The sequence below is a fragment of the Vogesella urethralis genome, from assembly GCF_007644045.2.
Lineage (GTDB): Bacteria > Pseudomonadota > Gammaproteobacteria > Burkholderiales > Chromobacteriaceae > Vogesella > Vogesella urethralis.
Map to the genome: position 1 here is coordinate 210,817 of NZ_VMDW02000099.1, position 11,895 is coordinate 222,711.

Genomic DNA, 11,895 nt, shown 5'->3' on the forward strand with positions numbered 1-11,895 from the left:
GTGGTGGTGGGTGGTTAGTGGTGCGGTGCGCGTTATCAGTTTTTTTATGCGCAACTTATAAAATCACCGATGTATATCGTATGTCCTAATGCTTTTTGCCAACTTGACGATTATCAAAATAAACGATGTAGCTATCTGATTTTTAAAGATATTTACAATTATAGATTGATTGCTCTCGCGGCAATTTATGGCTGAATTGTGTCGAAATATGCCGCAAATGCATCCAATGCTGGCATTTTCGTGCCGTCACGCCGGATGAAAACGGTATCTGCCTGCGCCAGATGGGGCGGTAACGGGTGCCGGGCCACGTGATCGGCCGCAGGCGTCAGTGCCAGCAAGGCTTCCGGTACCAGTGCAATGCCCATGCCGCTGGCCGCGCAACTGATCATGGCGTGGTAGGAGTCCAGTTCCACCAGCCGCGCCACCGTGCACCCGCTTTCCTGCAGCCAGCGTTCCAAGCGCTGGCGGTAGGCGCAGCCGTGGTCGAAGGCCAGCAGTGTTTGCGGGCCGTGCGCCGGGTCGATGCGGGCGCCCAGCGCGCTGATCAGCAGCAGGGTTTCGCGGCAGAACGGCTGGCTGGCCAGCCGCGGGTCGTTTACCGGGCCGCATACCAGGGCGCCGTCCAGCTCGCCGGCCAGCACTGCCGTCACCAGGCTGGCGGTGGGGCCGGTGCGCAGCTCCAGCTGTACTTGCGGGTAGCGCTGGTGAAACTGCGCCAGCAGCGGCGGCAGGCGGACGGCGGCGGTGTTTTCCATCGCGCCCAGCCGCAAGCTGCCCCGCGGGGTGTCGCTGGCAACGGCGCTGCGCGCTTCGTCGGCCAGCGCCAGCAGCCGCTCGCTGTAGCCGGCCAGCACCTGCGCTGCTGCCGTGGGCCGTACGCCGCGGCCGTCGCGCTCGAACAGCGCCACGCCCAGGCTGTCTTCCAGTTGCTTGATACGGGTGGTGATGTTGGATTGCACGCGGTGCAGGCGGCGGGCGGCGGCGGTAATGCCGCCTTCCCGCAATACCGCCTGAAAAATCGCCAGGTCGCTCAACTCCATATCAATCTCCAATTGAAATACTTGCCATCATATTAATTCATTTTTCAGGATGAAAAACGGCGCGCATAGTGACACCTTGTTACCTTATCGAGAACGGTCATGTCCGAGCGCACCCGCCACCACGGTTACCTGTACCTGTTTGCCTGCCTGCTGCTGTGGAGCGGCTTCATGCTGATGGCCCGTCTGGGCGGCAAAACGCCGCTGACCGCCTACGACCTGCTGGCGCTACGGCTGGGCACCGCCAGCGTGGTGTTGCTGTGCCTGCCGCGCCCGCCACTGGCGGCGTGGCGCGATGCCCGCTTGTGGCTGCTGGCGCTGATCGGCTGCATCGGCTTCTGCCTGCTGTGCTACAGCGCGGTACGCTGGGTGCCGGCGGCGCACCTGGCCTTGCTGGTGGCGGGTATCCAGCCGTTCTTGATGGCGTTGCTGCTGTTGCTGCTGGGCCAGGGTTGGCCGCAGCGGGCTGCCCGCCCCGGTTACGCGGTGATGGCGCTGGGGCTGGCCCTGCTGGGCTGGCCGCTGTTTGCCGGCCAGGCACTGCCGGGGCAATGGCTGGGCGATGGCATGTTGCTCACTGCAGGGGTGCTGTGGGCGCTGTACGCGTTGTTGGCCAAGCGCTGGGGCTACGCGCCGTGGCTGCTAACCAGCTTTGTGACGCTGGCGTCCACCCTGCTCTATTTGCCGGTGTATCTGCTGTGCTTGCCCAAAGGCCTGGCGGCGACGCCGTGGCCGATGATCGTCAGCCAGGCGCTGTTCCACGGCATCAGCCCGGCCATTGTGGCCATGCTGTGTTATCTGCGGGCTATCGATTTGCTGGGCCCGTCGCGTGTGGCGGCGCTGATGGCACTGATCCCGGTGCTGACCGGCATTGCGGCCGTGCCGTTGCTGCACGAGCCGTTGACGGCCACACTGGCGTCGGCCTTGTTGTGCGTGTCGCTGGGTGCCTGGTGGGTGTCGCGCCCGGTACCTGCTTCGCTCCAGGCCCGCCCGGTGGCGGCCTGCGGCCAACCCTGAACCTTGAACCCTGGAGTCATCATGCCCTACGTCAATATCAAGATTACCCGTGAAGGCGCGACCGCCGAGCAGAAGGCCGAGCTGATTGCCGGCGTGACACAGCTGCTGCAGACGGTGCTGAACAAGAACCCGGCCACCACCGTGGTGGTGATCGATGAGGTGGACACCGATAACTGGGGTATCGGTGGCGAGAGCGTCACCGTGCGCCGCGCGCGCGGCAGCTAGCGCCGAGACCTTGCCGCGTGGCCGCTTGCGTTGGTGCAGGGTTGGCCGCAGCAAAACCAAGCCCCGCACTTGGCGGGGCGTTGTGGTGACTGGCGGGCGGTGATCAGGCGGCGCCGGCGTCTTTCACGCATTTCTTCACGAAGCTGTTTTTGGCGGCGCCAGCCAGTTTCTTCTCGGCGGCTTTGGCATCACAGCTGGCTTGCGCGCCGGCGGCTTTGCTGTCTTTCTCGCACTTCTTCACGAAGCTGTGCTTGGCGGCACCGGCCAGTTTCTTCTCGGTGGCTTTGGCTTCGCAGCTGGCGTCAGCAGCAAAGGTGGCGGTGGAAACACAGGCCAGCAGGGCAATAGCGAGCAGTTTGCGCATGGTAGTCGTCCTTTGGGTTGGCAATAAGGCGTCATCAGTATTGCCCTGCCGGATGGCGGCTGGCAAGGTTGGCCGCAGGGCAAACGGTAACAGTGTGTCATGCGTGGATGACAATATAAAAAACCCCGGTAAATACCGGGGGTTTTCTATGGAAATCGCTTGCTTAGCCGGCCAGACGGGCGCGGTGGCGGGCAATCTGGAAGCGGACCTGGTTCGGCGCGGTACCGCCCACGTGGTCGCGCTGGGCCAGGCTGCCTTCCGGGGTCAGTACGCTGTAGACGTCCTGCTCGATCAGGGTGCTGAACTGGCGCAGCGTGTCCAGGCTGAGGTCGGCAATGTCCACACCTTGTTGCTCGGCGTGGCGTACGGTCAGTGCCACTACTTCGTGGCTGTCGCGGAACGGCATGCCTTTTTTCACCAGGTAGTCGGCCAGGTCGGTGGCGGTGGCAAAACCCTGCAGCACGGCGGCGCGCATGGCGGCCGGCTTCACGGTGATGCCGCGCATCATGTCGGCGTAGATGCGCAGGGTGTCGATCAGCGTGTCGGCGGTGTCGAACAGCGGCTCTTTGTCTTCCTGGTTGTCCTTGTTGTAAGCCAGCGGCTGCGCCTTCATCAGGGTCACCAGGGCGATCAGGTGGCCGACAACACGGCCGGATTTGCCGCGTACCAGCTCCGGTACGTCCGGGTTTTTCTTCTGCGGCATGATGGAGCTGCCGGTGCAGAAGCGGTCGGCGATGTCGATGAAGCCGACGCGCGGGCTCATCCACAGGATCAGCTCTTCGGACAGGCGGCTCAAGTGCACCATCACCAGGCTGGCGGCGGCGGTGAATTCGATGGCGAAGTCTCGGTCGGACACGGCGTCCAGCGAGTTGTGGCACACGTCGTCAAAGCCCAGCAGCTGCGCGGTGTAGTGGCGGTCGATCGGGAAGGTGGTGCCGGCCAGCGCGGCGGCGCCCAGCGGCAGGCGGTTAACGCGCTTGCGGCAGTCGGTCATGCGCTCGGCGTCGCGGCCCAGCATTTCCACGTAGGCCAGCATGTGGTGGCCGAAGGTGACCGGCTGTGCCACCTGCAGGTGGGTGAAGCCCGGCATCACGGTGTCAGCGTGCTGCTCGGCCAGGTCCAGCAGGCTGGTTTGCAGCTCGGCAATCAGCGTCACGATGGCGTCGATCTGCGCGCGCAACCACAGGCGGATGTCGGTGGCCACCTGGTCGTTACGGCTGCGACCGGTGTGCAGGCGCTTGCCGGCGTCGCCGATCTTGTCGGTGAGGCGGCGCTCGACGTTCATGTGCACGTCTTCCAGGTCCACGCTCCAGTCGAAGTTGCCGGCGCGGATGTCGGCGATGATCTGCGCCATGCCGTCGCGGATGGCGGCCAGGTCGGCGTCGGACAGCACGCCGGACTTGTTCAGCATGGCGGCGTGCGCCAGCGAGCCTTCGATGTCGAACTCGGCCAAACGGTTATCGAAAGTGACCGAAGCGGTGTATTTCTTGACCAGTTCGGAGACCGGCTCGGTGAAGCGGCCGGACCAGGCGTGCGCGTCTTGCATGGTGAAAATGTCCCAAGTCTGTAAATGTATGGCGATTATGGGTAAGGATTATAAGCCAGCCCGTTGTCAGACAGGAGCATTCCGGCAGGATATTTATCACCACGGCCGGCACGTTCCTTGCGGTGCGCCCTTCCGCTGCCTAGCGTGAAGAACACACCGGGAGGACTGGCCATGTTCGACGCACTCAAACTGAAAGAAAAGCTGCTGGGCGGTATCAGCATCATCCTGTTGTTGATGCTGGTGATGGGTGCGGTGGCGATGCTGGAGCTGCGCACCATCCGCCAAAGCCTGACGGATATCGTGGACGACCGCTACCCGAAGGTGGTGCTGAGTAACCAGGTAATCAAGCGTACGCTGGATAACGGCCGGCTGGTGCGCAATGCGGTGTTCCAGAACGAAGCGTCAGCCGTGGCCGACACCATTGCCAAGGCCGAGGCCAACCGCCAGAAAAACATCGAGGATCTGGCCAAGCTGGACGCCATGCTCAATACCCCGAAAGGCCGCGAGCTGATGAAGGGCATTGCCGATAGCGGGGCGCAGCTGGCGGCCAACTACGACAAACTGTACGTACTGCTGCGCGCCAACCAGGACCCGGAAGCGGTGGATTTCATCCTCAAACAATTTGCGCCCAGCAATAACGCCTACATGACTGCGCTGGAGGCGATGGCCGTGTTCCAGTCCGGCAAGATGGATGAGGGCAAGGGCGACGCGCTGGCGGCGATAGCATCGGCCAATACCATCATGGGATGGGTATCGCTGGTGTCGCTCGTAGCCGGCATCGGCATTGCCTTGCTGCTGGCTGCGCAGATCGTCAAGCCGCTGAGGCAAGCGGTGGGCATGGCGGAGCGCATTGCCGAGGGCGATCTGTGTCCGGTGCAGGGGGTAGATGTGCGTGACGGCCGCTGCGAAACCCGGCAACTGTTGGCCGCGCTGGAAAGCATGCGGCTGCGGCTGAACGATGCCTTTCAGGAGATCCGCAGCAGCGCCGGCTACGTGGCGGACTCAGCTGCACAGCTGTCTAGCATGTCGGAGCAGGTGGCGGTGAGCGCCCAGCGCCAGGCCGAGTCCACCTCCTCTGCTGCCGCCACACTGGAAGAGCTAACCGTCAGCATCAACCATGTGGCCGATAACGCCCACGATGCCAGCGACCAGGCCAATCAGGCCGGCAGTCTTGCCCGGCGCGGCAATGACGATGTGGGCGACGCTGCGCAGCGTATTTTGGCGGTCAACCACAGTGTGGAAGCCACCGCCGGAGAAATGGCCACCCTTACCCGTGAGGTGCAGGAAATCGGCAATATCGTCACCGTTATCCGCGACGTGGCCGACCAGACCAACCTGCTGGCCTTGAACGCGGCGATTGAAGCCGCGCGTGCTGGCGAAGCTGGCCGCGGCTTTGCTGTAGTGGCCGACGAGGTACGCAAACTGGCCGAGCGCACCACGGTATCGGCTCAGGAGATTACCCGTATGGTCAGCGCCATCCAGCAGAACGCCGGCCAAGTGGTGGGCAGCATGGCGCAAAGCCGGCAGAGCGTGGACGGTGTCAGCGCCAGCGCCGGGCGCACCACCGAGATCATGCAGCAGGTGCAGCTGAGTGCCGACGCAGTATTGCAGGCGATCAGCAATATCAACGGCGCCCTCACCGAGCAGCGCGGCGCCAGCCAGGAGCTGGCCAAGGGCATGGAAACCGTGGCGCAGATGGCGGAAGAAAACAGCGCCACCGTGGAAGAGTTGGCCACCACCTCCGGCCAGCTGATGGGCCTGTCGCAAACACTGCAAGGGGTGGTGGCGCGCTTCCGTCTGGCCTGATGGTGACCGGCGGGCCTTAGCGCTCGCCGCTGCCGTACAGCCGCTGCGGGCTGACCGACACATTGCCCATTTCCGACGACAGCCACAGCACGCCGTCCTGGATGGTGGCGCTCAGCTGCATGCTGCGCTGGCACAGCGTGGCCAGCTCGGCTAGGGTGTCCGGCGCCACCGACAGCACGTTCAGGTGCTCGAAGCGGCCAACCTTGCCGGCCATGTCCTGCCACCAGATATCGGCGGCGCGGCCGCCGTAGCTGTACAGCCACACCTGGCCGGCGCGGCCGCAGGCTTTGCGCAGGCGCTTTTCATCCGGCTCGCCCAGCTCGATCCACTGCTCGATTTCCTCGCTGAAATTCTTTTGCCACAGGTCCGGTTCGTCGTCATCGCTGATGCCGCGGGTAAAGGCCATGTACTCGCCGGCGTGCAGGGCGAATACGGCGATGCGCAGCATCATGCGTTCGATGGTTTCCGACGGGTGCTGGGCGATGGTCAGGCTGTGGCTGTCGTAGTAGCCACGGTCCATGTCGGCGATGGCGAGGTCGGCTTTGTAAATGGTGGCTTTCAGTGCCATGCAGGGCTTTCGGTAAGGCGTAAAGCCCTGCAGTGTAACGGTTTTTGCCGGCCTACGCCTGTGCGCTGGCGGCCGCTGCCTGCATGGCGGCGGCCAATTGGCGGTCGGCCTCGCTGCCGGTTTGCAGCGCAGCGATGACGCCGTCGCGGTCGGCCGGGTGGCGGTTCTGGCTTAGCTTGTCCTTGCCCTCCCAACGCAGCACCGGCAGCCGGAAGCCCACGATAGCGCGCTGCATGCCGGTGAGGGCCTGCGGCGGCAGCAGGCCGGGGTGCCAGCCGCCCTCGCCTTCGAACGGTTGCGTCAGCGTGGCCAGCAGCGCGGTCAGTGCGTCACCCGCCACCGTGTCGGCCACGCCGCAGTGGGCGTGGGCCACGCGGTAGTTCCAGGTGGGTACGCCGCCTGCGCTGTGGTACCAGCGTGGCGACACGTAACCGTGCTCGCCCTGGAACACGGCCACGCTGGGGTAATGCTGCAGCGCCTGCGCGTGGCCGTTGGCCGCCGCCAGGTGACCCAGCAGGCTGCCCGGCTGTGCCGGGTCGGCCAGCAGCACCAGGTGGCTGAGCCAGGGGCCATCCGGCGTGGGCGTGATCAGGGTGGCAAACGGGAAACGGGCGGCCAATGCCTGGCAACGGCTGGTGTCGCTGGCAAAGGCCGGTGGCTGGTAAAGCGGCATGCTGTGCTCCTGGGGTGCGGGGTGGGTCAACACTATGGCGGCAGCGCACGTTTGCACAGAGCCACTCGCCGGCCCGGCGGGGGGAGCCACGGTCAGTGCTGTACGTGCCCCACGGCGGGCCTGGCTCTATACTGCAACGATGATGACCACTCACCCCAAGCGCCTTGCCGGCCTGCTGCTTTGCCTGTGGATGTCGCCGTTGCTGGCCGTGGCGACAGACGCGCCGCTGCGCCTGCATTTTTCCAATCAGGAATACCCGCCGTTTGCCGGTAGCCGCCTGCCCGATGGCGGCATCATGACGTCGGTGGTGACCGAGGTATTCCGCCGTGCCGGCGTGCAGGTGACCTACACCTGGTACCCGAACAACCGTGCGCTGCAGCTGGCCAGAAACGGCGATGTCGATGGCAGCCTGGGGTGGACGCCCAGCGCCGAGCGCCAGCGTGACCTGTTGTTCAGCGACGAAGTGCTGCCGTTCCGCATGGTGTTTTTCCAGCGCAAGGGCGAGCAGTACCCGTGGCGCACGCTGGCCGATCTCGCACCGTGGCGTTTTGGCGTGACCTTGGGCAATTTCTATTCGCCGGCGTTTGATCGCCTGGTGCAGCAGGGTGTGCTCAAAACCGACGAGTCGCCAGACGACGTCAGCAATATGCGCAAGCTGGCCGCCCGCAGGGTCGAGCTGGTACCGATGGAGCGTGAAAGCGGCCTGTACCTGCTACGGCAGCATTTGCCGGCCCAGGCTGCACAGCTGCAGCCGCAGGACAAAGCCTACTGGCAGGCGCCGATGGGTATCGTGATCTGGCGTCATCATCCGCAGGCGACGGGCGTGATCACCCGTTTCAACCGCGAGTTGGCCGCCATGCGTCGCAGCGGTGAGTTGGCGCGTCGGCTGGCGGACGCCCGGCAACGGGTGATGGCGCAGTAACCGCGGTTCCGGTGATTTATTCGATAAAACGCTTGGTGTATGACAGCTCCCTGCCTAGGCTGAAACCATAGGCCGGTGGAGGGACGATCATGTGGCGTCTATGGGCAGGCATGGCCGTATTGCTGCTGAGCAGTACGGGGTGGGCGGCAGAGGCGCCGCTGACGGTACGCTTTTCCAACCAGGAGTACGCGCCGTACATGGGCGAGAAGCTGCCGTTCGGCGGCATCCTCAGCCGGGTGGTGAGCGAGGTGTTCCGCCGTGGCAAGGTGACCGTCAAGTACGGCTGGTACCCGAACAATCGCACCATCCAGATGGCCCGCAACGGCGATGTGGATGGCAGCCTGGGCTGGACGCCCAATGAAGACCGCCTGCGCGACCTGCTGTTCAGCGAAGAAGTGCTGCCGTTCCGCATGGTGCTGTTCCAGCGCCTGGGCGAGAACTACAACTGGAAAACGCTGGACGACCTGGCCCCCTACCGCTTTGGCATTACGGCCGGCAATTTCTACTCCGATACCTTCACCCGCCTGCAGGAAAATGGCACCCTGAAAGTGGACGTCGCCACCGACGACGTCAGCAACCTGCGCAAGTTGGCCGCCGGCCGTATCGATCTGTTTCCGATGGAGGGCGAGGCCGGCCAGCTCACCACCCGGCTGCACCTGCCGCCGTCTATGGCCGCCCGCATCGTGCCGCAGCCGCGCGAATACTGGAGCACCCCGCTGTGTGTGGTGATCTGGCGCAAGCACCCGCAGGGCGCCGAGCTGATCCGCCGCTTCAATCGCGAGCTGAAGAAAATGAAAGATACCGGCGAGCTGGAGCTGCTGATCAACCAGACCCGCCACGCCATCTTTGCCCAGATCGACAGGTCACGCTGAAGTTTGCCCGCCCCGACGGCATAATGCCGGTTTTGATCCGGCAGGCAGGACAGCGTGAGCAAATACGGCGATCTGGCGCAAGGCATCATCGACAGCATCCATCGCGGTGATTATCGCCGTGGCGACACCCTGCCCTCGCTGCGCCAGCTGGTGCAGCAATACGGTGTGGGCCTCAATACCGCGCGGCGCACCTATTACGAGCTGGAACGGCTGGGTTATGTCGAGGCCCGGCCGCGCAGCGGCTACGTGGTGGCCGCCGCCGCCGACGGTCTGGGCGAAGCCGGCGGCGCCGCGCTGGGGGCGCCGTTCATTCAGCCAGCCCTGTACGACACCCGCCCGCTGAACCATGCCTTCATTGCTGCCATGCGCCACTACGCGCAGGCGCTGGCGGAGCCGGCACTGGCCGGCCTGCCGGCGCTGCGGCGCCAGATCGTGCAACAGGCTTACAGCGAAGGCTGGGAAGTGCACGCCGACGAAGTGCTGGTGACGTGCGGCGGTATGGAGGCGCTGTCGCTGGCCATCGCGGCGGTGACGCACGGCGTGGCGCGCCCGCAGGTAGCGGTACTACTGCCGGCCTTCCCCGGTTTGCTGGGCGGGCTGGCCGAACAAGGCGTGGCGATGCTGCCGTTGGTGTTGGCCGCCGATGGCAGTGTCGACACCCGCCGCTTGCAGCAGGCGCTGGAAAGTGGCGAGGTGCAGGCGCTGGCGCTGATGAGTGCCTTCGGTCACCCGCACGGGCGCAGTTTGCCACCGGAAACGCGGCGCCAGTTGCTGGCGCTGGCGCAACAGTACGATATCGCCGTGATCGAAGACGATGCCTACCGTTGGCTGGGGTTTGACGAGCAGACGCCGCTGCCGCTGAAGGCCGACGACCGCGATGGCCGCGTGCTGCTGTGCGGTACGTTTTCCAAATCGCTGGCGCCTGGCTACCGCGTGGGCTGGCTGCTGCCCGGCCGCTATGGCGAGCGGGCACGGCGGCTGAAGCTGGCGCAGACGCTGGCCTCGCCGCTACCCAACCAATTGGCGCTGGCCGAGATGCTGGCCGGCGGCCGGCATCAGGCCGGTCTGCGCCGGCTGCGCCAGCAACTGGCGCAGCGGGTGGGCGAGCTGGAAGCGCGGTTGCGGCCAACCTTGCCGGCCGGGGTGCAGTTGCAGCCGGCCGAAGGCGGCTATTTTGTCTGGCTTAGTGGCATTCCGGCCGATTGCGTGCAGTTGGCCGCCGACGCGCAGCGGCTGGATATCCAGTTGGCGCCCGGTACCGTGTGCCAGCCGGACGAGGCCGGGCGCCACGCCCTGCGGCTGAACGCCAGTTATTTCGATGTCAGCCAGCAGCCGGCGCTGGATTGGTTGGCACGAGCGATGCGCCGCCCGGCGGACTGATGCCCGCCAGGCGGCGTGGTGAGGCTCAGGGCATCAGGATGCGCGTGGCTTCGCGGACCTGGTCATCCGGCTGGTGGCTGTCCTGCAGCGCAATCTCGATCGGGTGGCTGCCCTTGCCCAGCACTTCCGGGTCGGCCAGCACACTGATGATGAAACTCTGGTCGCCGTCACCCGGTACCGTCAGCGCCCCCTGCTGGCGCACGCCCACCACGCCTTCCCCTGCCACGTGCAGCGTGTAGCTGCGCGCGTCGCGCCGGGTATTGAACACGCGCAGCGTGTAGGTGTTTTCGATGTAGCCGTCGTGCGTCTCGCGTGCCATCACCGCCCGGTCACGCAGGATGTCCATGCGTAACGGTTCGCGCTGCCACAGGCCGACGGCCATCAACACGAATACGGTGGCGATCAGGCTGCCGTACACCACGGCGCGCGGGCGTTGCCACAGTGGTGGCGCGAGCTGGCCCTGCTCCTGGGCGTTCTGGGTGGTGAACCGGATCAGGCCGCGTGGCGCCGCCAGCTTGTCCATCACCTCGTCGCAGGCGTCGATGCAGACGCCGCAGCCAATGCACTCGTACTGCAGGCCGTGGCGGATGTCGATACCGACCGGGCACACCTGCACGCACAGGCCGCAATCCACACAGTCGCCTTGTGGCTGCGCCCCCTGTTTGCGGCGTGCACCGCGCGGCTCGCCGCGCTGGGTGTCGTAGGACACGACCAGCGTGTCGCGATCGAGCATCACACCCTGGAAGCGGGCGTACGGGCACATGTGTTTGCACACCTGTTCGCGCAGATGGCCGGCCAGCAGCCAGGTAAAACCGCCGTAGCCCAGCGCGAAGCCGGCTTCCCAGAAACCGATCTGGCCGGCCAGCAGGTTGGCCGCCAGTTCGCGCATCGGGCTGAAGTAGCCCACCAGCGTCAGGCCGGTCCACAGCGAAAACAGCACCATGCTGGTTTGGCTGGCGCCTTTACGCAGCAGCTTGTCTGCACCCCACGGCCCGGCGTCGCGTTTGCGGCGGGCGTTGGGCGGGCCTTCGAACAGGCGCTCGATCCACACCATGATTTCGGTGTACACCGTTTGCGGACAGGAAAACCCGCACCATAGCCGGCCGGCCAGCATGGTCCACAGGAACAGGCCCAGTGCGCTGGCGATCAGTGCGCCGGCCAGGTAGATCAGGTCTTGCGGTAACAAGGTCAGGCCGAACAGGTACAGCCGCATATTGCCGAAATCGAAGCGCACGGCCTGTTGCCCCTGCCATTGCAGCCAAGGGGTCAGGAAGTACAGCAGTTGGGTGACGATGACGAAGCCGGTACGCCAGTGGCTGAAGCGACCGCGGGTGAGTTTGGGATAAACCTTGCTGGAGACGAAGTGGATGGGGATGGCCATGTGCTTGCCCTTGCTGAAACGATGCCGCAGCTTAGGCAGCAGCAGGGGGCACAGACAGGCACAGATAGGGCCGATCGGCAGGGCACAGTGCCCTGCCATGGCGT

12 protein-coding genes are annotated in these 11,895 nt (G+C 65.0%); 6 read left to right on the forward strand and 6 right to left on the reverse strand.

From position 1 onward, the window contains the following. Window positions 1-185: 185 nt before the first annotated feature. On the reverse strand, window positions 186-1,040 hold the full coding sequence (locus FLQ03_RS13665) for a LysR family transcriptional regulator (protein WP_144370730.1): 855 nt from the start codon (window positions 1,038-1,040) through the stop codon (window positions 186-188). 99 nt (window positions 1,041-1,139) lie between these two features. Here FLQ03_RS13665 and FLQ03_RS13670 point away from each other — a divergent pair, with 99 nt between their 5' ends. Then, the gene (locus tag FLQ03_RS13670; protein WP_144370731.1) at window positions 1,140-2,054 is read left to right on the forward strand and encodes a DMT family transporter; all 915 of its coding nucleotides are present in this window, start codon (window positions 1,140-1,142) and stop codon (window positions 2,052-2,054) included. Window positions 2,055-2,075: 21 nt separating this feature from the next. After that, window positions 2,076-2,279 (forward strand): 2-hydroxymuconate tautomerase family protein, encoded by a 204-nt coding sequence (locus FLQ03_RS13675; RefSeq protein ID WP_144370732.1) that lies wholly within the window; start codon window positions 2,076-2,078, stop codon window positions 2,277-2,279. A 103-nt stretch (window positions 2,280-2,382) separates the two neighbouring features. Here FLQ03_RS13675 and FLQ03_RS13680 read toward each other — a convergent pair whose 3' ends face one another. Both FLQ03_RS13680 and argH read right to left on the reverse strand, forming a co-directional pair. Next, window positions 2,383-2,643 (reverse strand): hypothetical protein, encoded by a 261-nt coding sequence (locus FLQ03_RS13680; RefSeq protein ID WP_144370733.1) that lies wholly within the window; start codon window positions 2,641-2,643, stop codon window positions 2,383-2,385. A 163-nt stretch (window positions 2,644-2,806) separates the two neighbouring features. Further along, window positions 2,807-4,189, reverse strand: coding sequence for an argininosuccinate lyase (gene argH, locus FLQ03_RS13685; RefSeq protein ID WP_144370734.1), 1,383 nt, complete (start codon window positions 4,187-4,189; stop codon window positions 2,807-2,809). A 171-nt stretch (window positions 4,190-4,360) separates the two neighbouring features. Here argH and FLQ03_RS13690 point away from each other — a divergent pair, with 171 nt between their 5' ends. Then, on the forward strand, window positions 4,361-5,995 hold the full coding sequence (locus FLQ03_RS13690; protein WP_144370735.1) for a methyl-accepting chemotaxis protein: 1,635 nt from the start codon (window positions 4,361-4,363) through the stop codon (window positions 5,993-5,995). A 16-nt stretch (window positions 5,996-6,011) separates the two neighbouring features. Here the strand turns inward: FLQ03_RS13690 and FLQ03_RS13695 are convergent, their stop codons facing one another. Both FLQ03_RS13695 and FLQ03_RS13700 read right to left on the reverse strand, forming a co-directional pair. Then, window positions 6,012-6,563, reverse strand: a complete 552-nt coding sequence (locus tag FLQ03_RS13695) for a YaeQ family protein (RefSeq protein ID WP_144370736.1) — start codon at window positions 6,561-6,563, stop codon at window positions 6,012-6,014. Window positions 6,564-6,615: 52 nt separating this feature from the next. Further along, window positions 6,616-7,236: an FMN-binding negative transcriptional regulator gene (locus FLQ03_RS13700; protein WP_144370737.1), complete on the reverse strand. Its 621-nt coding sequence runs from the start codon at window positions 7,234-7,236 to the stop codon at window positions 6,616-6,618. Between the two features lie 142 nt (window positions 7,237-7,378). On the opposite strand from FLQ03_RS13700, the gene FLQ03_RS13705 reads away from it, so the two are divergent. The 3 genes from FLQ03_RS13705 (at window position 7,379) to FLQ03_RS13715 (ending at window position 10,410) form a co-directional block, all read left to right on the forward strand. After that, the gene (locus FLQ03_RS13705) at window positions 7,379-8,158 is read left to right on the forward strand and encodes a substrate-binding periplasmic protein (RefSeq protein WP_206210979.1); all 780 of its coding nucleotides are present in this window, start codon (window positions 7,379-7,381) and stop codon (window positions 8,156-8,158) included. 89 nt (window positions 8,159-8,247) lie between these two features. Beyond that, window positions 8,248-9,030, forward strand: coding sequence for a substrate-binding periplasmic protein (locus FLQ03_RS13710; RefSeq protein WP_206210980.1), 783 nt, complete (start codon window positions 8,248-8,250; stop codon window positions 9,028-9,030). A 54-nt stretch (window positions 9,031-9,084) separates the two neighbouring features. After that, window positions 9,085-10,410, forward strand: a complete 1,326-nt coding sequence (locus FLQ03_RS13715; protein ID WP_144370738.1) for an aminotransferase-like domain-containing protein — start codon at window positions 9,085-9,087, stop codon at window positions 10,408-10,410. 25 nt (window positions 10,411-10,435) lie between these two features. Here FLQ03_RS13715 and ccoG read toward each other — a convergent pair whose 3' ends face one another. Further along, window positions 10,436-11,791: a cytochrome c oxidase accessory protein CcoG gene (ccoG, locus tag FLQ03_RS13720; RefSeq protein ID WP_144370739.1), complete on the reverse strand. Its 1,356-nt coding sequence runs from the start codon at window positions 11,789-11,791 to the stop codon at window positions 10,436-10,438. Between the last annotated feature and the right edge of the window lie 104 nt (window positions 11,792-11,895).

What these genes read in the sequence shown, in the direction of transcription:
- FLQ03_RS13710 (WP_206210980.1), top strand. Translation starts at nt 8,248, where the DNA reads ATGTGGCGTCTATGGGCAGGCATGGCCGTATTGCTGCTGAGCAGTACG.
- FLQ03_RS13675 (WP_144370732.1), top strand. Translation starts at nt 2,076, where the DNA reads ATGCCCTACGTCAATATCAAGATTACCCGTGAAGGCGCGACCGCCGAG.
- FLQ03_RS13690 (WP_144370735.1), top strand. Translation starts at nt 4,361, where the DNA reads ATGTTCGACGCACTCAAACTGAAAGAAAAGCTGCTGGGCGGTATCAGC.
- FLQ03_RS13705 (WP_206210979.1), top strand. Translation starts at nt 7,379, where the DNA reads ATGACCACTCACCCCAAGCGCCTTGCCGGCCTGCTGCTTTGCCTGTGG.
- argH (WP_144370734.1), bottom strand. Translation starts at nt 4,189, where the DNA reads ATGCAAGACGCGCACGCCTGGTCCGGCCGCTTCACCGAGCCGGTCTCC.
- FLQ03_RS13700 (WP_144370737.1), bottom strand. Translation starts at nt 7,236, where the DNA reads ATGCCGCTTTACCAGCCACCGGCCTTTGCCAGCGACACCAGCCGTTGC.
- FLQ03_RS13680 (WP_144370733.1), bottom strand. Translation starts at nt 2,643, where the DNA reads ATGCGCAAACTGCTCGCTATTGCCCTGCTGGCCTGTGTTTCCACCGCC.
- ccoG (WP_144370739.1), bottom strand. Translation starts at nt 11,791, where the DNA reads ATGGCCATCCCCATCCACTTCGTCTCCAGCAAGGTTTATCCCAAACTC.
- FLQ03_RS13695 (WP_144370736.1), bottom strand. Translation starts at nt 6,563, where the DNA reads ATGGCACTGAAAGCCACCATTTACAAAGCCGACCTCGCCATCGCCGAC.
- FLQ03_RS13670 (WP_144370731.1), top strand. Translation starts at nt 1,140, where the DNA reads ATGTCCGAGCGCACCCGCCACCACGGTTACCTGTACCTGTTTGCCTGC.
- FLQ03_RS13665 (WP_144370730.1), bottom strand. Translation starts at nt 1,040, where the DNA reads ATGGAGTTGAGCGACCTGGCGATTTTTCAGGCGGTATTGCGGGAAGGC.